General features: G+C 72.8%; 19 protein-coding genes. 13 read left to right on the top strand and 6 right to left on the bottom strand.

The features are described 5' to 3' along the window. The first annotated feature begins 153 nt into the window (after positions 1-153). The 7 genes from mhpA to ACK8GG_RS19250 all read left to right on the top strand — a co-directional run bounded on the left by mhpA (position 154) and on the right by ACK8GG_RS19250 (position 7,840). Positions 154-1,797: a bifunctional 3-(3-hydroxy-phenyl)propionate/3-hydroxycinnamic acid hydroxylase MhpA gene (gene mhpA, locus ACK8GG_RS19280; RefSeq protein WP_440356921.1), complete on the top strand. Its 1,644-nt coding sequence runs from the start codon at positions 154-156 to the stop codon at positions 1,795-1,797. 255 nt (positions 1,798-2,052) lie between these two features. After that, entirely contained in the window at positions 2,053-2,949 is an 897-nt protein-coding gene (locus ACK8GG_RS19275; protein ID WP_440356920.1) for an ABC transporter ATP-binding protein, read from the top strand. Beyond that, entirely contained in the window at positions 2,946-3,665 is a 720-nt protein-coding gene (locus ACK8GG_RS19270) for an ABC transporter ATP-binding protein (RefSeq protein ID WP_440352006.1), read from the top strand. The genes ACK8GG_RS19275 and ACK8GG_RS19270 overlap by 4 nt, the downstream gene beginning before the upstream one ends. Positions 3,666-3,700: 35 nt before the next feature. Further along, positions 3,701-4,579 carry a branched-chain amino acid ABC transporter permease gene (locus ACK8GG_RS19265; RefSeq protein ID WP_440352007.1) on the top strand — a complete coding sequence of 293 codons (879 nt, stop codon included), beginning with the start codon at positions 3,701-3,703 and terminating at the stop codon, positions 4,577-4,579. Next, a complete protein-coding gene (locus ACK8GG_RS19260) occupies positions 4,576-5,721 on the top strand; it encodes a branched-chain amino acid ABC transporter permease (protein WP_440356919.1) in 1,146 nt (381 codons plus the stop codon). The genes ACK8GG_RS19265 and ACK8GG_RS19260 overlap by 4 nt, the downstream gene beginning before the upstream one ends. A 56-nt stretch (positions 5,722-5,777) precedes the next feature. Then, positions 5,778-7,058 (top strand): ABC transporter substrate-binding protein, encoded by a 1,281-nt coding sequence (locus ACK8GG_RS19255; protein ID WP_440352009.1) that lies wholly within the window; start codon positions 5,778-5,780, stop codon positions 7,056-7,058. 161 nt (positions 7,059-7,219) lie between these two features. Continuing rightward, positions 7,220-7,840: a TetR/AcrR family transcriptional regulator gene (locus tag ACK8GG_RS19250; protein ID WP_440352010.1), complete on the top strand. Its 621-nt coding sequence runs from the start codon at positions 7,220-7,222 to the stop codon at positions 7,838-7,840. A gap of 62 nt (positions 7,841-7,902) precedes the next feature. Here the strand turns inward: ACK8GG_RS19250 and ACK8GG_RS19245 are convergent, their stop codons facing one another. Further along, positions 7,903-8,664 (bottom strand): alpha/beta fold hydrolase, encoded by a 762-nt coding sequence (locus tag ACK8GG_RS19245; RefSeq protein WP_440356918.1) that lies wholly within the window; start codon positions 8,662-8,664, stop codon positions 7,903-7,905. A 41-nt stretch (positions 8,665-8,705) separates the two neighbouring features. Here ACK8GG_RS19245 and ACK8GG_RS19240 point away from each other — a divergent pair, with 41 nt between their 5' ends. Then, entirely contained in the window at positions 8,706-11,585 is a 2,880-nt protein-coding gene (locus tag ACK8GG_RS19240) for an AAA family ATPase (protein ID WP_440356917.1), read from the top strand. Between the two features lie 140 nt (positions 11,586-11,725). Here the strand turns inward: ACK8GG_RS19240 and ACK8GG_RS19235 are convergent, their stop codons facing one another. The 3 genes from ACK8GG_RS19235 to ACK8GG_RS19225 form a co-directional block, all read right to left on the bottom strand. Then, positions 11,726-12,817, bottom strand: coding sequence for an alcohol dehydrogenase catalytic domain-containing protein (locus ACK8GG_RS19235; RefSeq protein WP_440356916.1), 1,092 nt, complete (start codon positions 12,815-12,817; stop codon positions 11,726-11,728). Then, positions 12,814-14,229 (bottom strand): aldehyde dehydrogenase family protein, encoded by a 1,416-nt coding sequence (locus tag ACK8GG_RS19230; protein ID WP_440356932.1) that lies wholly within the window; start codon positions 14,227-14,229, stop codon positions 12,814-12,816. The genes ACK8GG_RS19235 and ACK8GG_RS19230 overlap by 4 nt, the downstream gene beginning before the upstream one ends. A 105-nt stretch (positions 14,230-14,334) precedes the next feature. Further along, positions 14,335-15,000, bottom strand: coding sequence for a TetR/AcrR family transcriptional regulator (locus ACK8GG_RS19225; protein ID WP_440352015.1), 666 nt, complete (start codon positions 14,998-15,000; stop codon positions 14,335-14,337). A gap of 114 nt (positions 15,001-15,114) precedes the next feature. Between ACK8GG_RS19225 and ACK8GG_RS19220 the strand changes: the two genes are divergently transcribed. From ACK8GG_RS19220 to ACK8GG_RS19200, 5 genes are all read left to right on the top strand, one after another. Beyond that, positions 15,115-16,263 carry an acyl-CoA dehydrogenase family protein gene (locus ACK8GG_RS19220; protein ID WP_440352016.1) on the top strand — a complete coding sequence of 383 codons (1,149 nt, stop codon included), beginning with the start codon at positions 15,115-15,117 and terminating at the stop codon, positions 16,261-16,263. A gap of 62 nt (positions 16,264-16,325) precedes the next feature. Further along, positions 16,326-17,087, top strand: a complete 762-nt coding sequence (gene fabG / locus ACK8GG_RS19215) for a 3-oxoacyl-ACP reductase FabG (RefSeq protein WP_440356915.1) — start codon at positions 16,326-16,328, stop codon at positions 17,085-17,087. 51 nt (positions 17,088-17,138) lie between these two features. After that, positions 17,139-18,311, top strand: coding sequence for an acyl-CoA dehydrogenase family protein (locus ACK8GG_RS19210; RefSeq protein ID WP_440356914.1), 1,173 nt, complete (start codon positions 17,139-17,141; stop codon positions 18,309-18,311). Further along, positions 18,308-18,775 (top strand): MaoC family dehydratase, encoded by a 468-nt coding sequence (locus ACK8GG_RS19205; RefSeq protein WP_440352019.1) that lies wholly within the window; start codon positions 18,308-18,310, stop codon positions 18,773-18,775. Before ACK8GG_RS19210 ends, ACK8GG_RS19205 begins: the two co-directional genes overlap by 4 nt. Next, complete coding sequence (locus ACK8GG_RS19200) at positions 18,772-20,316, top strand: long-chain-fatty-acid--CoA ligase (protein ID WP_440356913.1); 1,545 nt, start codon at positions 18,772-18,774, stop codon at positions 20,314-20,316. The genes ACK8GG_RS19205 and ACK8GG_RS19200 overlap by 4 nt, the downstream gene beginning before the upstream one ends. A gap of 138 nt (positions 20,317-20,454) precedes the next feature. On the opposite strand, the gene ACK8GG_RS19195 is transcribed toward ACK8GG_RS19200, so the two are convergent. Continuing rightward, positions 20,455-21,306 carry an oxygenase MpaB family protein gene (locus ACK8GG_RS19195; RefSeq protein ID WP_440352021.1) on the bottom strand — a complete coding sequence of 284 codons (852 nt, stop codon included), beginning with the start codon at positions 21,304-21,306 and terminating at the stop codon, positions 20,455-20,457. A 47-nt stretch (positions 21,307-21,353) separates the two neighbouring features. Next, positions 21,354-22,181 carry an enoyl-CoA hydratase-related protein gene (locus ACK8GG_RS19190; protein ID WP_440352022.1) on the bottom strand — a complete coding sequence of 276 codons (828 nt, stop codon included), beginning with the start codon at positions 22,179-22,181 and terminating at the stop codon, positions 21,354-21,356. Positions 22,182-22,338: the final 157 nt, after the last annotated feature.

The raw sequence follows: 22,338 nt of genomic DNA, 5'->3' as shown, positions 1-22,338 counted from the left end.
CGGATGTGACTAGCCGGACATCGGGCAGCGCAGCGCTATCGTCCACTGTCCATTGATTGCGCGGCTCAGGCTGCCGGTCGCGGCGATAATGGGCACCCGATCCGCCGAATTCCGCCCGTCCAGGAACGCCGACGATCCGGAGGCGACAGGCCAATGACAGACGCGGCCGTACCCGGGGCTCCGCTGCCGGTGGTGGTGGCGGGCGCCGGGCCGACCGGGCTGGTGGCCGCGCTGCTGCTCGCCCGGCACGGTCAGCCGGTCGTGCTGCTGGAGCGGCATCCGACGCCGTACCCGCTGCCGCGGGCGGTGCATCTGGACGACGAGGCGGTCCGGGTCCTGCAGCGCGCGGGTGTCGCGGAGGAGTTCCTCGCCCACAGCCGGCCGGGCCGGGGTCTGCGGCTGCTCGACGCCCGGCACCGGGTGATGGCAGAGTTTCCCCGCAGCCCCGAACCCGGCCCGTACGGCTACCCGCAGGCCAACATGTTCGACCAGCCGGATCTGGAGGGACTGCTGCTGCGGCGGGTGGCGCGGCACCCGCTCGTGCGGTTGCGCTCTGGTGTCGAACTGGTCGACGCGGTGGCAGCCGACGACGCAGCGGGCGTACGGGTGCGGCTGCGCGACGCCGGGGACGGGCGGACCGGGGAGATGACGGCTGCGGCGCTGCTCGGCTGCGACGGCGCCGACAGCACGGTGTGTCGCCTGATCGGCGCGCGGCTCGAGGACCTGCGTTTCACCGAGCGCTGGCTGGTGATCGACGTGCACTGCGGCGATCCGCTGCGCGCCTGGCCGGGGGTGCACCAGGTCTGCGATCCGCGGCGGGTGGCGACCTTCATGCAGGTCGGGCCCGACCGCTACCGGTGGGAGTTCCGGCTCGCCGACGGCGAAGAGGCAGTGGAGCTGACCGCGCCGACACGCCTGCGGGAACTGCTCGCCCCGTGGACTGCGGCGGTGCCGGCCGGCCGGCTGCGGGTGCTGCGGCAGGCGGAGTACACATTCCGGGCCCGGGTGGCCGACCGGTGGCGGGCGGGCCGAATCTTCCTGCTGGGCGATGCCGCCCACCAGACTCCGCCCTTCATCGGCCAGGGCCTCGGTGCCGGTCTGCGCGACGCCGACAACCTCAGCTGGAAGCTGGCGGCGGTGCTGCGCGGCGACGCCGCCGAACCACTGCTGGACAGCTACCAGACCGAACGCCGGCACCACGTGCGGGGTGTCATCCGGCTGGCCGTCGTCGCCGGCTGGGCGATGACCGGGGGACAGGACCGCGCTGCGGCGCTGCGGCGGGTGGTGCTGGCGGCTGTCTGGCGGGTACCCGGAGCGACCGGACTGGCCCTGCGCCGGACGAGTCCGCCGCTGGCCGCCGGTGCGCTCGCGCCGCGGCGCCCGCTCCGACGGCGGTTGCGCGGCGGGCGGGAACTGGTCGGCAGTTGCCTGCCGCAGCCCTGGGTCGAAGGCCCGCACGGCCGGTGCCGCTTGGACGACCTGCTCGGCGACGGCTTCGCCCTCGTCGTGGCGGGGCCGCTCGACGAGCGGGCCCGGCGGCTCGCCGCCCGGTTCGCCGCCCGTGTCATCCACATCGGCCGGCCGGCGCATCCGGCCGGCGAGGTTGCCCTCGAGGTGACGCGCCCGGCCGGCGACGGCAGTGGGGTAATCGTTGTGGATGCCCCGCAACTGCGGCGCCGGCTGGCCCGGGCCGGCGCGCAGGCGGTGCTCGTACGGCCGGACCGGGTGGTGGCGGCCATGCTCGCACCCGCGCCTCGTGCATCGAGAGTGCGCAGACCCCGGCAAGCGTCCGGCTGACCCGTCGTCTGACGGCTGATGCCGTTGTGGCAGCTCGAGCGCGGTTCTTGGCGCCGACCCGCTGATCCCGCCGGAGCGCCGTCCGCGGTCCTGGGTGCGTCCCGCTGTCCCGGTCCCGCGATCCTCCTGGCTGGACGGAGGTAACAGCGCCGTAACAAGGGATTGACGGCGATCCTCATAAATGTACAGTCTCAGTGTAAGAACACGGGCTGCCGCCCACCCCCCTTCCGTACGTCGCAGATCCCGAGGTCGACGATGACCGCACCTGGCACCGGAAAACCCCGTACCACCGACGGCCTCGCCCTGCACGGCATCGGCGTGCGCTTCGGTGGGCTGACCGCTCTCGACGACGTCTCCCTGCAGGTCGCGCCGGGCCGGGTCGTCGGCGTCATCGGGCCCAACGGCGCCGGCAAGACCACGCTCTTCAACGTGATCTGTGGCTTCGTCGCTCCCTCCAGTGGTTCCCTGACACTGGACGGCGCGCGGTTCCGCCCCCGCCCGCACCGGCTCACCCGACTCGGCATCGCCCGCACCCTGCAGGGCGTCGGGCTCTTCGCCGGGCTGACCGTGCTGGAGAACGTGATGGCCGGCGCCACCGGCGGCGCCCGGGCCGGATTCGCGGCCGCGCTTTTCGGCCTGCCGCCCAGTGACCGCGACGAGCAGCGGTTGCGCGAGCGGGCGTACGAGTTGCTCACCGAACTCGGCGTCGCCGCCCACGCCGGCGCCCTGCCCGGCACGCTCCCCTACGCCGTGGGCAAACGGGTCGCCCTGGCCCGGGCGCTCGCCGCCGAGCCCCGGCTGCTGCTGCTCGACGAGCCCGCCGGCGGGCTGGGCAGCGAGGACATCGCCGAGCTGGGCGAGCTCATCCGCGCGCTGCCCCGTGAGCACGGCTGCGCGGTGATGCTGGTGGAGCACCACATGGACCTGGTCATGTCGGTCTGCGACGAGATAGTCGTGCTCGACTTCGGCCGGCGCATCGCCGCCGGCAGCCCGGACGACATCCGCGACGACCCGGCCGTCGCGGAGGCGTACCTCGGCGCCGAGCCCGCCGATGCGGACGCCGACACCGATGCGGACGCCGACACCGACGCCGAACACGGCGCCGACAACGCCGAGGCCGGCGCCGTGGTGAAGCCGGAGGGGGTCCGATGACGACCGAACTGCTCAGCGTCCGGGGTCTGACCGCCGGATACGGCGCCGCACCCGTGCTGCGCGAGATCGACCTCACCGTGCACGCCGGCAGCATTACCGCCGTGCTCGGCGCCAACGGGGCCGGCAAGACCACCCTGCTGCGCACCCTCTCCGGGTTGCTGCGCCCCAGCTCCGGCGAGATCCGCTACGACGGGGTCAGCCTGCACGGCGTCCCCGTCGAGCAGGTGGTCCGCCGCGGCGTGGCGCACGTGCCGGAGGGGCGCGGCGTGGTGACCGAGCTGACCGTGGACGAGAACCTGCGCCTGGGTGGTCTCTGGCGCCGGGACCGGGCCGCGGCCAAGCAGACCCTGGCCGAGGTCTACGAGCTCTTCCCCCCGCTCGCCCAGCGCCGCCGGCACGCCGGGCACCAGCTCTCCGGTGGCGAGCGCCAGATGCTGGCGCTGGGACGTGCCCTGATGGCCCGGCCCCGGCTGCTGCTGCTCGACGAGCCGTCGCTGGGGCTCGCGCCCCGCGTCACCGCCCAGATCATGGGCCTGCTGCGCCGGCTGCGCGAACGCACCGGCCTGACCGTGCTGCTGGTCGAGCAGAACGTGCGCAGTGCGCTCTCGGTGGCCGACCAGGGCGTGGTGATGTCGCTGGGGCAGGTCGTCAGCACCGCCGACGCCGAGCGGCTGCGCTCCGACGACGAACTGCGCCACCTCTACCTCGGGTTCTGACCCGCATCGATCGAGCACGAAGGGAGAAAGACCGGGTGGACCGCTTCGTGTTCCTCACGTTCGACGGCCTCGTCAGGGGAGTGGTGCTGGCGGCGTTCGCGCTCGCCCTGGTGCTCATCTGGCGCGCCGCGCGCATCGTCAATTTCGCCCAGGGCGCGATGGCCGTGGCGAGCGTCTACGTCGCCTACAGCGTCACCGCGGCGACCGGCTCCTACTGGATCGGCTTCGCCGCCGCGCTCCTGGCCGGACTGGCGCTCGGCACACTGGTCGACGTGGCGGTGATGCGCTTCGTCGACCACTCCTCGCCACTGAACGCGGTCATCGTCGCCCTCGGCCTGGTCCTGCTCCTGCAGGCAGTGCTCGGCATGACCTACGGCAACGAGTACCTGCCGGTGGCGGCGCCACTGAGCCGGGACGCGCTGAGCATCGGCGGGCTGGCGCTGCTGTCCCGCTACGACCTCTTCGTCTTCGCCGCGGTGCTGGTTGTCGTGGTCGCCCTGGCGCTGCTGTTCACCCGTACCCCGGTGGGTCTGCGGATGCGGGCGGCGGCCTTCGCCCCGCAGGTCTCGCGGCTGCTCGGCGTCAACGTCGGCGGGATGCTCACCCTCGGCTGGGCGCTCGCCGCCGGAGTCGGCGCGCTCGCCGGGATGCTGGTGCTGCCGACCGAACTCGGTCTGCACCCCAACGCGATGGACCTGGTCTTCGTCTCCGCCTTCACCGCCGCTGTCGTCGGCGGACTCGACAGCCCCGCCGGCGCGGTGGTCGGCGGGGTGGCGGTCGGGCTGATCCTCTCCTATGTCAGCGGTTATGTCGGCAGCGACACCGCGCCGATCGCGGTGCTGGTGCTGCTGCTGGCGGTGCTGCTGATCCGCCCCAACGGTCTCTTCTCCAGCGCACAGGCGAGGCATGTATGAGCGTCATCGGCGAACCCGGACAGCGGGTGGAGCAGACAACCCCGGCCAGCGCGCCGGCCGCGGCAGCGCCCGCGAAACCACACCTGCCGTGGGGCGGCTCGACCCTGCTGCGGCACCTGGCGCTGGTGGCGCTGGCCGCGGTGGTGCTGCTCGGCCTGACGTACTGGCTGGAGCCGTTCCGCAACTACCAGCTCGCCACGGTGGCGGCGTACCTCTGCGCCACCGCCGGGCTGACCGTGCTGACCGGGCTCAACGGACAGCTCTCCCTCGGGCACGGGGCGCTGATGGCGGCCGGGGCGTACACCGTGGCGCTCACTCAGCAGATGCTCACCGACCGGGGCGCCACCGGTGTGGGCGTCCTGGTGGTCTCCCTCGGCTGCGGCGTGCTGGTGAGCCTGCTCGCCGGCGCCGTGATCGGCGTCGCCGCTGCCCGGTTGCGCGGCCCCTACCTGGCCGGCGTCACCCTCGCGGTGGCGCTGGTGGTGCCCGCGCTGGCGATCACCTTCGACGGGACGCTCGGCGGTGAGCAGGGGCTGTCGTTCTACGTCGACCCGCCGCCGGCTGCGCTGGGCCCCTACTTCCCGTACGAGCGCTGGCAGGCATGGCTGGCCCTGGCCGGGGCGCTGCTGGTAATGCTGCTGCTGGCGAACCTGGTCCGCAGCCGGTTCGGCCGGTCCCTGCGGGCGGTTCGCGACGACGAGGTGGCGGCCCGGCTGGCCGGCATCCACGTCGCCCGTACCCAGGTGCTCGCCTTCGTGGTGAGCGCCGCCTGCGCCGGGCTCGGCGGCGGACTGCTCGCCGTCCTGGCGCAGAGCGTCTCACCCGGCGCCTTCTCGATGACCCTGTCGCTGTTCCTGCTCATGGCCATCGTCGTCGGTGGACTCGGCAGCCTCGCCGGCGCGGTCTGGGGGGCGCTGCTGCTGGTGATCCTGCCCGAACTGACCCATCTGATCACCGAGCAGTTCACGCTCGCACCCGCCACCGCACAGCGGCTCGACGGCAACCTGCCGTTGGCGCTGTTCGGCGGCACCCTGGTCGTCGTGATGATCGTCGCGCCCGGCGGGATCCAGCGTGTGCTGGTCCGTCTCGCACGGCGGATCGACCCACGTCGGCGTACCGCCCCCGGGCCGGAAGAACGCTGAAACCGGCTCACCGCACCCTCTCGCAATTCCGGACCGAAGAAAGGTCGTGCACCACCATGCAACGCATCGCGCGACGCGGTCTCACGATCGCCGCCTGTCTGACCCTGCTCGGCGGGGCCGTGGCCTGCACCGGTGACGAATCCGGCGGCGGAACGGCCGCCGTTCCCGGCGTCAGCGACACCGAGATCGTCGTCGGCACGCACATGCCGCTGACCGGGCCCGCCTCGGCGGGATACTCCAAGATCTCGCCGGCCACCAAGGCGTACTTCGACCACGTCAACGCCAATGGCGGCGTCTACGGTCGCAAGATCACCTACAAGGTGATGGACGACGGCTACAACCCGGCGAACACCCAGCAGGTGGTACGGCAGCTGGTGCTGCAGGACAAGGTCTTCGCCGTCATCAACGGACTCGGCACGCCGACGCACTCCGGGGTGCTCGACTTCCTCAAGAGCAACCGGGTGCCGGACCTCTTCGTCGCCTCCGGCAGCCGCACCTGGGACCAGCCGGAGAAGTACCCGCACACCTTCGGCTTCAACCCCGACTACACCGTCGAGGGCAAGATCCTGGCGCAGTACGCCAAGGACAACTTCGCCGGCAAGAAGGTCTGCTTCCTCGGCCAGGACGACGACTTCGGCCGTGACGGGCTGCTCGGTGTGGAGCAGATCCTCGGTGCCGAGGGTGTTGTCGCGCGGCAGACGTACGTCACCAGCAACACCAACATCGGACCGCAGATCAACACCCTCAAGACGGCCGGCTGCGAGGTGGTCGTCCTGGCGACCGTTCCCGGCTTCACGGCGCTTGCCATCGGCACCGCCGCCCGGGTCGGCTTCCAGCCCCAGTGGATGGTCTCCAACGTCGGCGCCGACTACCAGACCCTCGCCGCGCAGCTCGGCGACGCCAAGGGCCTGCTGGAGGGGATGCTCGCGCTGAACTACATGCCGATGGCGACCGACGAGAGCGACCCGTGGATCGCGCAGTTCAAGAAGATCAACGACCAGTACAACGCGGGCGCGGGCTTCGACGGCAACACCGTCTACGGCATGGCGGTCGGCTACCTCTTCGTCCAGGCGCTGCTGGCGGCCGGTGAGGACCTCACCCGGGAGGGCCTGATCGAGGCGGTCGAGAAGGGCGGCTTCCAGGGGCCGGGGCTGGCCCCGCTGCGCTTCTCCGCCGACGACCACTCCGGCTACGGCGGCCAGCGGATGAACAAGGTCGAGGGCGGCGTGCAGAAGTACTTCGGCCCGACGTACGAGACCGACGAGGGCGACGGTCCGGTCAACGAGTACACGGTGGCGCCGCCGGCACCGCCGGCCAACGGCATCCCGACACTCTGAGCTGTTCCCGCGCCACCGGACGTGCCACCGCATGAGCAGCGGCACGCCCGGTGGCGCGGTCGCGTTCCACGTCCCGGAAGCGGCAACTGATGATCACTACACTGCGGGTGCGGATTCGGCGGGGACGCGGTGCGGCCGCGACAGCGAGGGAAGTGGAGACGATGACCAGGGCTGACGTACCCAAGCGGGTCGACGGACGGACCGCGCGGGCGGAACGGACCCGGGAAGCGATCGTGACCGCTCACCTCGAGCTGATCGGGGAGGGGGACCTGCGGCCGACCGGGGAGCGGATCGCCGAGCGGGCGGGGGTCTCGCTGCGGGCGCTCTGGACCAACTTCAAGGACATGGAGACGCTCTTCGAGGCCAGCGGCGTACGCGTGCTGGCCCAGCAGGACGCGGTGTACCAGAAGATTCCCAGCTCGCTACCGCTGCCCGAGCGTATCGATGCCTTCTGCCGTCAACGGGCCGAGCTGCTACAGCTCATCGCACCCGCGGCGCTGGCGGCGGCCATGCGCGCGCCGGTCTCGGCCCAGCTGCGGCGCAACCGCGCCGTGCACATCGACCGCGTCCGCGCCGAGGTCGAGGAGCTCTTCGCCGCCGAACTGGAGATGGCCGGACCGGGTCGAGAGGAGCTGCTCAACGCGGTTGTCGCCGCCACCACCTGGTCGGCCTGGTCGATGCTGCGCGACGGGCTCGGGCTCGACCCCGAGGCGGCCCGGGCGGTGCTGGCCCGCACGGTGCGCGCACTGCTGATCAACGGCATCACCGCCGGGCTGGGCTGACGTCCGCCGGCATCGTTGCCGGGCTGGTTGATGCCGGCCGGCGCCACCGATGGCGGGGATGATCAGGCGAGGAACTCCACGATTGCCGCCGTGAAGCCGGGGTCGCGGACCGCGCCCAGGTGGTCGCCGGGCACCACCCGCAGCTCGGCGTCCGGGATCGCCTTCGCCAGCACCTCGGGGCGCTGCGCCAGGGCGTCCTCGCCCCCGCAGAGCACGAGCGTCGGCACGCTGATCCGCTCCAGTCCGATGGGCTCCTGGTGGGCCATGCCGACCTGAGCCGCCAGCGCTCGCCGGTCGGCGCCGACCGCGTCGGCCAGCATCCGCATCGGTGCCGCGGCGCTGGTTGCGGCCTGCGCCGGATCCTCGGCCAGCAGCGCGGCGGCCACCTCCTGCGGCGGCAGCGCCCGGGTGTCGAGACCGCCGAGCTCGACGATCCCCGCCCCCACACCGGCGACCACCAGCCGGCGCAGCGGCTGCCCGGCGGCGGCGGCGAGCAGCGAGACCACCGCGCCCATCGAGTAGCCGACCAGGTCGAACCGCTCCGCGCCGACCACGTCGGTCAGGCCGGCCAGGTCGCGCGCCATCCGGGTCTCGCCGTACGCGGCCGGGTCGTGCGGCTTGTCGGAGGCGCCGTGGCCGCGTGCGTCCGGCACGATCACCCGGCGCCCGGCCCGGACCAGGGCGTCCACGATGCCCGGGGCGACCCAGTTCGTCGCGCCGTCGACCACGAAACCGTGCAGCAGCACCACGGGGACGTCCGCGTCGGCCGGCCCCCACTCCCGGTAGGCGATCCGCACACCGTCGAAGGAGGGGAAGCTCTTCATCCGGCACCGCTTTCTGCTGTGGAGACAGGTCGGGGCTGATCATGCCGGGTCGCCGGCGCCGGAACAATCGGCGAAACCACCGGCCTCTTTCCAAGTCGTCACTTCTCGGTAACACTGTCGGCATGATTGATGCATCATTGGTGCACATATCTCCGTTACGTGGCCGCTCGTCCGAAGGGGCCACCCTCCGCGACGTGGTCGCTTCCGCCCGCAGCGGCCAGGGCCGGGCCGTGCTGCTGTGCGGTGAGATCGGCACCGGCAAGAGCCTGCTGCTGCGGCACGCCGCCGAAGCGGCCCACGACGCGCTGCTGCTGACCACCGCCGGTGTAACCTCCGAGTCCGGACTCGCCTACGGCGCGCTGCACCGGCTGCTCGCGCCCGTCGCCGACCTGGCGGATCGCCTGCCACCGCAGCACTCGACGATCCTGCGCCGGCTGCTCGACGGCGCCCTCGGCCCCGGCGAAGCCGGCCTCCCGCTGGTGGTGGCCGTCCTGGAGCTGCTCACCCGCGCCGGTGGCACCTCGGGGGTGCTCTGCACCGTCGACGACGCCCACCGACTCGACCGCTCCTCGGCGCAGACGCTCGCCGCAGTGGCCCGCCGGCTGGCCGGCCGCCGGATCGCCGTGGTGCTGGCGGCCTGCCCGCAGGGCGACACTGCGGGGCTCCTCGCCGGCATTCCCACGCTTTCACTGACCGCTCTGAGCCCCGAGTCCTGCCGGCAGATCCTGGCCGACCGGCTCCCCGGCGCGCTGCCCGAGGCGACGATCGGGGCGCTGCTCGACACGGCCATGGGAAACCCGCTGGCGTTGGTGGAGCTGGCCGCGGCGACCGACCCCGCCGATCCGGACCCGTCGGTGCGGTTGCCCGCCGACTCGCTGCTGCGCCGCGCCTGCCGGGACCGGTTGAGCGGGCTGTCCGCCGAGACCCGCCGCCTGCTGCTGTTTGCCGCCGCGGACCCGCAGCTGCGCGCCGCCGAACTCGCCGCGGCGGCCCGCAGCGACGGGCTGGACGTGGGCGCGTTGACCCCGGCCGAGACGGCAGGGTTGGTCCGCGCCGGCGAGAGCGGATTCACCTTTCCCCAGCCCCTGGTGCGCACCATCGTCTACGAGGAGGCCCCGCTGGCGCAGCGCCGCGCAGCCCACCGTCTCCTGGCGCGCAGCCTCACCGGCGAGGCGAACCGGCTGCGCCGCGCCGTGCACCTGGCCGCCTCGACGTACGGGCCGGATCCCCGCCTCGCCGCCGAGCTGGAATCGGCGGCCCGGCGCGGTGGTTGCGCCGCTGCCTCGGTGGCCCTCAAGCGCGCCGCCGAGCTCAGCGCCGACCCGGCCAGCGCGGCCAAGCGTCTCGTCACCGCCGCCGGCTACGCCTGGCGCTCCGGGCACCCCGGCGATGCACGGACGTTGCTCGGGCAGGCGGCGTCCACCCGCGTCGACGGGGTGGTGCAGGCACAGTCGCGTTTGCTGATCGGGGAGATGGAGCTGCGCTCCGGCGCAGCAGCCGATGCCCTGCGCTCGCTGCTGGCCGCCGCCGACGCGTTCGGCCCCGCCCACCGCGACCTCGCGCTCGCCGCCCTGATGCGGGCCGGGGAAGCCGTCTCCTTCGCCGGCGGCCACTACCGGTACGCCTTGATCGAGCGCCGGGCCCGTGCCCTGGGCGTTCCCCAGCCCTCTGCCCTGCAGGAGCTGATGCTGGCCCACCTGACCGGTGCCGCCGCGCTGTTCCGAGGTGACCACGAGGTCGGCGTGCAGCGGCTGCGCCGCGCCGCCGAACTCGCCGAGGCGGTCCCCGACGCGGCGACCCTGACCTGGGGCAGCAGCGCCTGTCTGCTGATCGCCGACGACGCACGGGCGCTGCGGCTGGCCGAGCACGCCGTTGCCGGAGCCGAGGCGGCCGGCGACCGCTCGGTGCTGCCGCGGGCCCTGGAACTCAAGGCGATCGCCGAGTGCAACCTGGGCCGGTTCGCCGCGGCGGAACAGACCTCCCGTACGGGCCTGAGCGCCGCCCGGGCGAGCGGACAGGACAACTGCGCCGGCAATCACCTTGGGCTGCTCGGTGTGCTGGCAGCGCTGCGCGGCGACCGGGCGGGCAGCCTGCGGTGGGTCGGTGCGGTCCCGGCCGGCGGTGAGCGTGACCAGGTCGATCGGCCCGCGGCGCTGAGCCAGTGGGCGCTGGGGATGCTCGACCTGCACGCGATGCGGCCCGCCGAGGCGGTGGCCCGGTTCGCCGCGATCGCCCAGCCCTGGAGCGGTCGAGGACATCTCGTGGTCTACATCATGGCCGCTCCCTACCTGGTGGAGGCCGCGGTGCGGGCGGGGGACCGGTCGACCGCGCAGCGGGTGCTACGGCTCTACGACAGCTGGGCGGCCGGTCTGCGCGACCCGGGCCGGCGCGCGCTCGCGGCGCGCTGCCACGGGCTGGTCGCCGCCCGCGGCAGCGCTGACGCGCTGGAGCATTTCCGGACCGCGCTGCGCCGTCACGCCGAGGCGGAGTCCGGGTTCGAGCGGGCCCGTACCCAGCTCCTCCTGGGCCAGGAGTTGCGCCGTGCCCGTCAGCCTCGACAGGCCCGGGAACATCTGCGGATGGCGCTGGAGGTGTTTCAGCAGCTCGACGCCGCCAGCTGGGTCGAGCAGACCGCTGCCGAGCTGCGGGCGGCGGGCGGCCCGGCCACGGTGTCGCGCCGGGCGCCGGCCGAGCCGGAGCGGATGCCGGCGGGGGAGCCGCTGACCGCCCAGCAGGCGCAGATCGCCCGGCTGGTGGTGCAGGGCGCGACGAATCGCGAGGTTGCCGCGCAGCTCTTCCTGAGCACCCGCACAGTTGACCATCACATGCGCAACATCTTCGCCAAGCTCGGTATCCGGTCCCGGATGGAGCTGGCGCGCCTGTTCACCGCCGATGCGGTGGCCGGGAGATCCGCGCACTGAAGATGGTGGCCGGCGGGGCCGCGTACCGGCGGGACGGGGCGATGGACGCCACCTTCACCGGCGAGGTGGCGGCCCATTCCCGGCTGTGAGCAGCGGCCGGGGCGTCACCGCCCCGGCCGCGTGCCGCACCCCGGCCCGGGTCAGGCGTCGAAGACCACGACGGTGCGGGCGCCCTCGCCCCGTTCCATCCGGCGGAACGCCTCTGGCGCGCCGTCGAGGCCCACCCGGTGGGTGATCAGCGGGCGCAGGTCCAGCGAACCGTCGCGCACCGCCCGGGCCAGCTGCGGCACCTCCTGATCGGGATCGGCCGAGCCGTACACCGAGGAGCGCAGGGTCCGCGCGGAATGGAAGATCTCCAGGGCGCTGAGCGAGAGCAGGTCGTCCTTGGCGCCCATGCCGACGACGGTGACGGTGCCGCCGCGCCGGGTCGCGCGCCAGGCGGTGCGGATCGTCGCGGACCGGCCCACACACTCGAAGGCGTGGTCGACTCCCCGCCCTTCGGTCAGGGCGCGGATCTGCCCACTGAGCGCGTCGTCGGCGGGCAGGAAGTGAGTCGCCCCGGAGGCCAGCGCGAGCTTCTCCTTGCCGGCCGAACGGTCGACGGCGATGATCGGGCCGGCGCCGGCCCGCCGGGCGGCGATCAGCACCGACAGCCCCACCCCGCCGAGACCCACGACCAGCACCGACTGGCCCGGGCGGACACCGGCGGTGTTGCCGACCGCGCCGACGCCGGTCAGCACCGCGCAGCCGAGCAGCGCCGCCTGTTCGAAGCCGAGCTCGGCGGGCACGCCGATCACCGCGTTGGCGGGGACGACCACCTCGGTAGCCAGCGCGCCGAGACCGAGGGTGACCTGCAGCTGCTCGCCGTCGGCAGTGGTGCCGCCCGGCGCGCAGGGGCGGCCGGAGGCGGCGCAGAGCCACGGTTCACCGTGCCGGCAGTGCCAGCACTGCCGGCACGGTGGCGCCCAGTTGAGCACCACGTGGTCGCCCGGGACGACCCCGTCGACGTCCGCGCCGACCTCGGCCACCACACCGGCCGCCTCGTGCCCCAGGACCAGCGGGAACGTGGCGGCGAGGGTGCCGTTGACCATCGACAGGTCCGAGTGGCAGACGCCGGCGGCGCGGATGCGTACCCGCACGTCGCCGGGGCCGAGGGCGGGCAGCCGGATCGGCTCCACCGCGAGGCCGCCGTCCGCGCGGGCCACCAGCGCGTCGATCAGCTCCGCGCTCATCGCTGGATCGCCTTGATCTCCTGGAACTCGGCCAGACCGTGCACACCGAGTTCCCGGCCGATTCCGGACTGCTTGTAGCCGCCGAAGGGCGCCAGCGGGTTGAACGGCGCGCCGTTGATGTCCACCGCGCCGGTGCGCAGGCGCCGCGCCACCGCCAGTGCCCGTTCCGGGTCGCCGGACCAGACGGCGCCGGCGAGGCCGTACCGGCTGTTGTTGGCGATCGCCACGGCTTCCTCGTCGTCGTCGAAGGGGATGATGGCAAGTACGGGGCCGAAGATCTCCTCCTGGGCCAGGGCGCTGCCGGGGTCGACGTCGGCGAAGACCGTGGGGGCGACGAAGTGCCCGGTCTGCGGCACGGCGGCGTCGAGACCACCGGCTGCGAGGCGGGCGCCGTCGGCGAGGCCGCGGGCGATGTGCGCGGCGACCCGCTCGCGCTGAGTGGCCGACGCCAGTGGCCCGAGCCGCGTGGTCGACTCGAATGGCGCGCCGAGGCGGAAGCCGGCTGCTGCCTCGGCTGCCAGTTCGACGGCCTCGGCGTAGTTGTCGCGCTGCACCAGCATCCGGGTCCAGGCCGTGCAGGTCTGGCCCGAGTTGAGGTAGGCGTTGCCGACACCGGTGCGAACCGCCTTGGCCAGGTCGGCGTCGCGCAGGATGATGTTGGCGGACTTGCCGCCCAGTTCCAGCGCGACGCGGGCGATCCGGTCGGCGGCGAGATGGGCGATGCGCCGTCCGGTGGCGGTGGAGCCGGTGAACGAGACCAGGTCCACTCCCGGGTGCGCGGCGATCGCCTCACCGACCACCGGGCCGGTGCCGGTGACGAGGTTGACCACCCCCGGCGGCAGCCCCGCGGCCTCGACGGCGTCGAAGAGCAGGTACGCCGTCAGCGGGGTGAGCTCGCTGGGCTTGAGCACCACGGTGCAGCCGGCGGCGAGCGCGGGCGCCACCTTCGCCACGACCTGGTGCAGCGGGTAGTTCCACGGGGTGATGGCCCCCACCACGCCGACGGGTTCCCGTACCACCAGCGAGTGGCCGATCACCTCCTCGGCCGGCGGTGCCGCGGCGAGGGCGACGAAACTCTCCAGCACGGCCAGGGGCAGTCCGGCCTGGACCCGCGTGGCGATCTTGTACGGCGTGCCGAGTTCGAGGGCGACCGTCCGGGCGATGTCGTCGGCCCGGTCGGCGAGCGCCGCGTGGAGCCGGCCCAGGGCCGCCGCCCGGTCGGCCGGCGGGGTCGCCGCCCAGCCGGGAAAGGCCGTCCGTGCGGCGGCGACGGCGCGGTCGACGTCCGCGGGCGTGCCGGCCGGCACGGTGGCGAGGACCTCTTCGGTCACCGGGTTCTCCACCGCGATGGTTTCGGTGCTCAGCGGCGCCACCCACGCGCCGTCCACATGGAAGTGGGTCCGGTCCGGTATGTCGTCCGAGGTGGTGGAGCGGGTCGCAGTTGCCGGTTCCAAAGCTCTTCCTCCCGTCGAGCCGCGAGAGCGGCGGCGCGAAAACTAGCGCTGCAAGTTTCGATGCTAGTGCGCCTGCGCCGTCGGCGGGAGGGGGGAGAGTGGACCGACCACCTCCTCGTAGGTGCGCGACAGTCCGTCGATGAGCGCCCGCAGGCCGAGTTCGAAGGCGCCGTCGTCGACGCTGCGCTGGTGATCGGCGAGCCGGTGGGCCTGCGACAGGTGCGGATAACGCTCGTCGTAGATGCCGGGGTCACCGACGAAACCGCGGGCGAATGAACCCAGCGACGAGCCGGCGACGAAGTAGCGCATCAGGGCGCCGACGTGGGTGGCGCGCGCGGGCGGCCAGCCGGCGCGGACCAGCGCGCCGTAGACGGCGTCGGCCATGGTCAGCGCGGTGTGCCGACGGCCGGGCCCGCGGGCCAGGTACGGCACGATGTTCGGGTGGGCCGCGAGCGCCGCCCGGTACGACCGCGCCCAGTCGCGCAGCGCCTCGCGCCACTCCAGCCGGGTGAACATCGAGATGTCCACATCGGCGATGACGTTGTCGGCGACGGCGTCGAGGATCTCGTCCTTGGTGGCGAAGTGGTTGTAGAGCGAAGGGCCGCGTACGCCGAGCATCGCCGCCAGGCGGCGGGTGGAGAAGGCGTCGAGGCCGTCGGCGTCGACCAGCTCGCAGGCGGCGGCGACGATCCGTTCCCTGGTCAGCAGGGCCTGCCGGGGCCGAGGCACGGGCCACCTCCGTAATCCGGGTCCGGCGCGTGGCGGCCGGCTGGGCAACTGTTGGCGAAACTTTGCCACACGGGGTCTTTACGACTAAAAACTTCCAGCGATAGTTTAAGACCCATGGATCTCGCTCTCTCCACCGAGCAGCAGGCTGTCCGGCAGCTCGCCCGTGACTTCGTCGACCGGGACGTGCTTCCGCACGCCGCCGAGTGGGACCGGCGCGAGTCGGTCGACCGGGACATCGTCCGCCGCCTCGGTGAGCTGGGCTTTCTCGGTCTGACCATCCCGGAGTCCGACGGTGGGGGCGGTGGCGACCACCTGTCGTACTGCCTGGTGCTGGAGGAGCTGGGCCGGGGTGACTCGTCGGTGCGCGGCATCGTCTCGGTCAGCCTCGGCCTGGTGGCCAAGACCATCGCCGCGCACGGCAGTGACGAGCAGAAACGGCGGTGGTTGCCGGAGCTGACCAGCGGTGCGGCGCTCGGCTCCTTCGCGTTGACCGAGCCGGGCACCGGCTCCGACGCCGGCGCCCTGCAGACCCGCGCGGTGCGCGACGGTGACGACTGGCTGCTCACCGGCAGCAAGGTCTTCATCACCAACGGCACCTGGGCCGATGTGCTGATCGTCTTCGCCCGCACCGGCGAGGCCGGGCCGCGCGGCGTCACCGCCTTCCTGGTCGAGGCCGACAGCCCCGGCCTGACCCGGCGGCCGATCCACGGCAAGCTCGGGCTGCGCGGTCAGCCGACCGCCGAGGTGGTCCTCGACCAGGTCCGGGTTCCGGGCAGCGGCCGGCTCGGCGCCGAGGGCCGGGGCTTCTCGATCGCCATGTCCACCCTCGACAAGGGGCGGATGTCGGTGGCGGCCGGCTGTGTCGGCATCGCCCAGGGCTGCCTGGAGACGGCCGTGGCCTACGCCGGGCAGCGCGAGCAGTTCGGCAAGCCGATCGCCGCCCACCAGCTCGTCCAGCAGCTGCTGGCCACCATCGCGGTGGAGACCGCCGCGGCCCGGCTGCTGACCTGGCAGGTCGCCGACCTGATCGACCGGGGGCAGCCGTTTCGCACCGAGGCCTCCGTCGCCAAGCTCTTCGCCAGCGAGGCCGCCGTGCGCTGTGCCAACAACGCACTGCAGGTCTTCGGCGGCTACGGCTACATCGACGAGTACCCGGTCGGCAAGTACCTGCGCGACGCCCGGGTGATGACCCTCTACGAGGGCACCAGCCAGATCCAGCAACTCCTGATCGGCCGGGCGCTGACCGGCGTCAACGCCTTCTGAGCCCGGCACCGCTGCCGGCGTCCGCGCCGGCGCACGACAGCCAACGACAAGAGGAGATCCACATGACCGGCAGATTCTCCGACCGGGTAGCCGTTGTCACCGGCGCGGCCCAGGGCATCGGGGCGGCGACCGCCGCCCGCCTGGCCGCCGAGGGCGCCCGGGTGGCGGTGGTCGACCTGGACCCCGGCCGCAGCAAGACCGCCGCGGACGAGATCACCGCCGCCGGCGGCGAGGCGATCGGCATCGGCTGCGATGTCACCGATCCCGACGCGGTCACCGCGATGGTCGACGAGGTGGTGCAGACGTACGGGCAGCTGGACATCCTGGTCAACAACGCCGGGATCACCCGCGACAACCTGCTGTTCAAGATGTCCGTGGCCGAGTGGAACTCGGTGCTCACCACCAACCTCACCAGCATGTTCCACTGCTGCCAGGCAGCGCAGCGGCACATGGTCGCCGGCCGCTACGGCCGGATCGTCAACCTGAGCAGCCGCTCGGCGCTGGGCAACCGCGGCCAGGTCAACTATGCGGCGGCCAAGGCCGGTGTGCAGGGGCTGACCGCCACCCTCGCCATCGAGCTCGGTCCGTTCGGCATCACCGTCAACGCGGTCGCCCCCGGCTACGTGGCGACCGCGATGACCGCCGCCACCGCCGAGCGGGTCGGCAGCAGCGCCGAGAAGCACCAGGAGCTCGTGGCCGCCCAGACGCCGCTGCGGCGGGTGGCCCAGCCGGGCGAGATCGCCTCGGTCGTCGCCTTCCTCGCCAGCGACGACGCCTCGTACGTCACCGGCCAGACCCTCTACGTCAACGGTGGCGCCCGCTAGCGAGCACCGCCCGCGCATCCGCACCACCCACCCCACCCCGGAGGATCGATCATGGATTTCGCGCTCAGCGACGAGGAGCGGGCGGTACGCGACACCGTCCGCAGCTTCATCACCAAGGAGGTTGTCCCGCTCGAGCAGGAGGTACTGCGCCGCGAGCGGGCCCACCAGCCGGGCCTGGAGCCCGGCGAACTGCGGGAGCTGCAGCTCAAGGCGCGCAAGTTCGGCTTCTGGGGGCTCTCCACCCCGCAGGAGTACGGCGGCATGGACCTCTCGGCCGTTCTGCAGTCGCTGATCTGGACCGAGGTCGGCCGCTCATTCGTGCCGTTCCGCTTCGGCGGTGAGGCCGACAACATCCTGTACTACGCCGACGAGGCGCAGCGGGCGGAGTTCCTGATTCCGACCATCGAGGGCGAGCGGATCTCCTGCTTCGCCATCACCGAGCCCGGGGCCGGCTCCGATGCGGCCAACATCAAACTGCGGGCCCGGCGCGACGGCGACGACTGGGTGCTCAACGGCGAGAAGACCTTCATCACCAACGGCCACGACGCCGACTTCACCATCGTGGTGGCGGTCACCGACCCGGACAAGGACGTCCGGGCCGGCGGCAGCACCGCGTTCCTGGTGGACCGGTCGATGGGCTGGCGTTCGGAGTTCATCCAGACGATGGGGGAGGGCGGCCCCGCCTCGCTGATCTTCGACGACGTACGGGTGCCGGCGCGCAACATCCTCGGCGAGGTCGGCCAGGGCTTCGAGCTGGGCATGAAGTGGATCGGCCGGGGTCGCTACATCATCCCCTCGCACGCCCTGGGCATCGGCGAGCGCGCCCTGCAGATGGCGATCGACCATGCCAACACCCGGGAGACCTTCGGCCGGCCGATCGGGGTGAACCAGGCGATCCAGTGGATGATCGCCGACTCCGAGACCGAGCTGGAGGCGGCCCGCTGGCTGACGCTGCGGGCGGCGTGGACGGTCGACCAGGGCGAGGACCCGCGGCACTCCTCCTCGATGGCGAAGCTCTACGGCGCGGGCATGATCAATCGCCTCGTCGACCGGGTGATGCAGGTGCACGGCGGCATGGGCTACACCCGTGAGCTGCCGATCGAACGGTGGTACCGGCAGGTGCGCCTCTTCCGGATCTTCGAAGGCACCGACGAGATGCAGCGGCTGATCATCTCCCGTGACCTGCTCCGCGGCTACACCAAGATCGGGGGACACCTGGCATGAGAGTCTTCGCCGGCATCGACGAGCTCACCAAGGCGGTCGGGGAGACCGTCGGCCCCGGCCCCTGGCGCGGAATCGACCAGGGCCGCGTCAACGCCTTCGCCGACGCCACCGACGACCACCAGTGGATCCACATCGACCCCGAGCGGGCGGCGCTGGGCCCGTTCGGCGGCACCGTCGCCCACGGCTATCTCACCCTGTCGCTGCTGCCCGCCCTGAGCAAGGACCTCTACCGGGTGGAAGGGCTGCGGATGGGCGTGAACTACGGGCTCAACAAGGTGCGCTTCCCGGCGCCGCTGCTCACCGGCGCCCGGGTACGGCTGACCGCCGAGATCGTCTCGGTGGACCCCGTCCCCGGCGGCGCGCAGCTGGTCGTACGCGCCACCGTGGAGTCCGACGCCGGCGGCAAACCCTGCTGCGTGGCCGAGACGGTCAGCCGGCTCTATCCGCAGGAGGAGACGTCGTGAGCGCCACCCTGTCCCTGGCGGCCGTGCTGGCCGAATCGGCACGCCGGCACGGCGACAAGATCGCCGTGGTCGACCGGGACCAGCGCATCGGCTACGCCGAACTCTGGCGCCAGGCCCGCGCCCAGGCCGCCGCCCTGGCCGGCCTCGGCGTCGCTCCCGGCGATCCGGTCGCCATGCTGGTCCCCAACGTCGCCGAGTTCCCGCGCGGCTACTACGCGGTGCTCGCCGCCGGCGGCGTGGTGGTGCCGGTGCACCTGCTGCTCACCGCCGAAGAGGCAGGTTACGTGCTGCGCGACAGCGGCGCCCGGCTGCTGATCTGCCACTGGAGCCAGCTTGCGGTCGGCCGTCCGGCCGCCGCGCGCGCCGGCGTCCCGCTGGTCACCGTCGGCGGACCGGGCGAGGGCGACGAGGCGGACCTCGATGCGCTGACCGCGGCCGCCGAGCCGCTGCATTCGTACGTCTCCCGGGCGCCGGAGGACCCGGCGGTGATCTTCTACACCAGCGGGACCACCGGGGAGCCCAAGGGCGCGGTCCTGACCCATCTCAACCTGGTCATGAACGCCACCGTCAACGTCTTCGACGCCAACGACGCCCGCCCGGCGGACGTGGTGCTCGGCTGCCTGCCGCTGTTCCACACCTTCGGGCAGACCGTCGGCATGAACGGCACCTTCCGCCTCGGCGCGACCCTGGTGCTGCTGGCCCGCTTCACCGGTGAGGCGGCGCTGGAGCTGATGGAGCGCGAGTCGGTCGACGTCTTCCACGGCGTGCCGACGATGTACATCGGACTACTGCAGGCCGCGGTGGACCGGGACCGGTTGCCGAAGCTGCGGATCTGCATCTCCGGCGGGGCGTCGCTGCCGGTGGCGGTGCTGGAGAGGTTCAACGCCGCCTTCGGCACCACCGTCTTCGAGGGGTACGGCCTGTCGGAGACCTCGCCGACGGCCACCACCAACCAGCCGCACTTCGGGGTGCGGCCGGGAACGGTGGGGCACTCGGTCTGGGGGGTGGAGGTCGAGGTGGCCCGGGCCGAGATCGACGAGCGGGTCGAGCTGCTGCCCGCCGGCGAGCTCGGCGAGCTGGTGATCCGCGGGCACAACGTCTTCGCCGGCTATCTCGGCCGGCCACGGGAGAGCGCGCAGGCGCTGGTGGACGGCTGGTTCCGTACCGGGGATCTCGGCGTCAAGGACGACCAGGGCTTCGTCAGCATCGTCGACCGCAAGAAGGACGTGGTGATCCGCGGCGGGTTCAACGTCTATCCGCGTGAGGTCGAGGAGGTGATCGCCCGCCACCCCGCCGTCGGTCAGGTCGCGGTGATCGGCGTGCCGGACCCGGTGCACGGCGAGGAGGTCTGCGCAGTCGTCGTGCCGGCCGCCCGGGAGGGGGAGCCGGCGCTCACCGCCGAGGCGCTGGTCGACTGGTGCCGGGAGCAGTTGGGACGCCACAAGTACCCCCGCCAGGTCCGGTTCGTGACGCAGCTTCCGGTGGGGCCGAGCCACAAGGTGCTCAAGCGCGAACTGCGTCGCACCATCACGCAGGAGTAGCGCCCGTCCCCGACTTGGTCCGGCCTTGACCGGTGCTGCGCTGGTTTCCAGCCGACAGCCGACGATCGTCGGCTGTCGGCTGGCATCGCTACCGCCGCCGAGAGGCCGACGATGCCGGCCCTGGCGCACCGCAACCGTTCAGCCGGCCCCCAGGTCGGCGGGGCGGTACCCCTTCGGATAGCCCGGATAGGTGCGGTTGCGCAGGTCGTCGCGGTCGAAGGTGCTGTGCCGTCGCGGCGGCAGGAGCCGGACGAACCGGGCCCGGCCGCGCAGCGCCAGGTGTGCTGTCCGGGTGAGCGCCCGCGGTGGGGGCGGGAAGCCGAAGGCGGCCAGCATCGGCGGGTCCAGCAGGGCGAGGACCCCCTTGCGGGCGGCCGGGCGCAGCGGGGCCGGGAACCAGCTCGCGAAGAGGTTCACCGTGTAGTTGCCGATCTCGGTGTTGCTGGCCGCCACAGCGAAGTGGGCCAGTTCGTAGCCGGTCTTGAAGTCCCGGAACTCCTCGTAGGTGCCGGGGATGTCGCGGATGCCCATCCGCCGGCCGACCTGGCGGTAGAACTCGAAGCCGGCGATCCGTTCGTGCGCCGAGAGCGGGCGCCAGCCGTACCGGTCGATCCAGTCGATGGGGTCGTAGATGAAGGTGGAGAGCACGTAGCGCATCTCGTCGTTGCCGATGGCGTAGCGGCCGTGCTGGCGGTTGACCACCCGCAGCGCCTCCCGGCCGCGCGGCGAGTCGTAGCCGTTGACCACCAGCTCCAGCATCAGCAGCGCCGTGTCGTCGTAGCGCTTCTGCGGACGGTCGCGGAACTCGCCGGTGCGCGCCAGCAGCGCCGAGATGCCCGGTACGCAGTAGGTGCGAAAGAGCGCGAATTCCAGGGCACGGGCGTAGTCCCAGGGGAACTCGTGCCCCATCGACAGTCGGTAGATCTCCTGGTGGTCCTCGATCGGGTCCAGCGACTCGATCCGCCGCAGCCAGCGGTACTTCGCGCGCATGCTCGGACCCTCCTGCTTCTTCGGAGAATGTCCGGCGGCCGGTCCGCTCATGCCGGCCGCCCGGCGGCCGGCCCGAAGAACGGCGGTACGCCCTGCGCCCGCGCGGTCATCGCGGCCAGGAAGTCCGCGCCGTCGAAAGAGCGCCACATCCGGGTCATCGAGTCGGCGACGGCCTCCTCGGCAGTCAGGTGCGCGGCGTCGCGAACCTGCGCCCGGATGGCGGCCATCGAAGCGGGGGAACAGTGGGCCGCCAGATCCTCGGCGTAGGCCAGGGCGGCGGCCAGCAGGTCGGCGCGGGGCAGGACCCGCTGGGCGAGCCCGATCCGCAGCGCCTCGGCGGCGTCGAACTTGCGCCCGGACAGGAGCAGGTCCAGGGCGTTGCCGGCGCCGACGAGCCGGGGCAGCAGCCAGGCGCTGCCGTACTCGGCGACGAGGCCGAGCCGGCTGAAGGAGGTGGCCAGCCGCGCCTCGGCGGCGACGAACCGGACGTCGGCGTAGAGCGCGTGCACCAGGCCGAGCCCGGCCGCGCCGCCGTTGACCGCCGCGATCAGCGGGGTGCGCAGGGTCAGCGGCAGGTGCGGCGGGAACTGCGCCGTGGCGGGTGAACGCTCGGCGGCGGGGCGGTCGAGCAGTCCGCCCAGGGTCTCGAAGTCGGCGCCGGTGCAGAACCAGTCCCCGGCGCCGGTGATCACGATGGCGCGTACCGCGGGGTCGTCGTCGGCGGCCGCCAGTGCGGCGTAGTAGGCGGCGAACATCGCCGCGTCCATCGCGTTGCGCCGCTGCGGCCGGCAGAAGGTGACCACCCGTACGCCGGTGTCGGTGGTCCGCACGGCGATGCCGTCGGTTGTCCCGGCAGGATCCGCCTCGGTCGCCATCGGGCCCCTCCTCGCCGGAGTGTGCCTCGTACGTTATGCGCCGGGCGTTGATTCGTCCATATCAATCGACTCCCGTCCTCGCGGTGAAGACTCTGCTGCCCGTCGACGCTCCGTCGCGACGGTGGCCACGGGCCGCGCCGGCGTTTGATCGCGGCCC

The sequence above is a fragment of the Melissospora conviva genome (genome assembly GCF_049523535.1).
GTDB lineage: Bacteria > Actinomycetota > Actinomycetes > Mycobacteriales > Micromonosporaceae > Melissospora > Melissospora conviva.
Note: the sequence above shows the minus strand (reverse complement) of the source record. Positions and strands in the feature narration are given on the sequence as shown.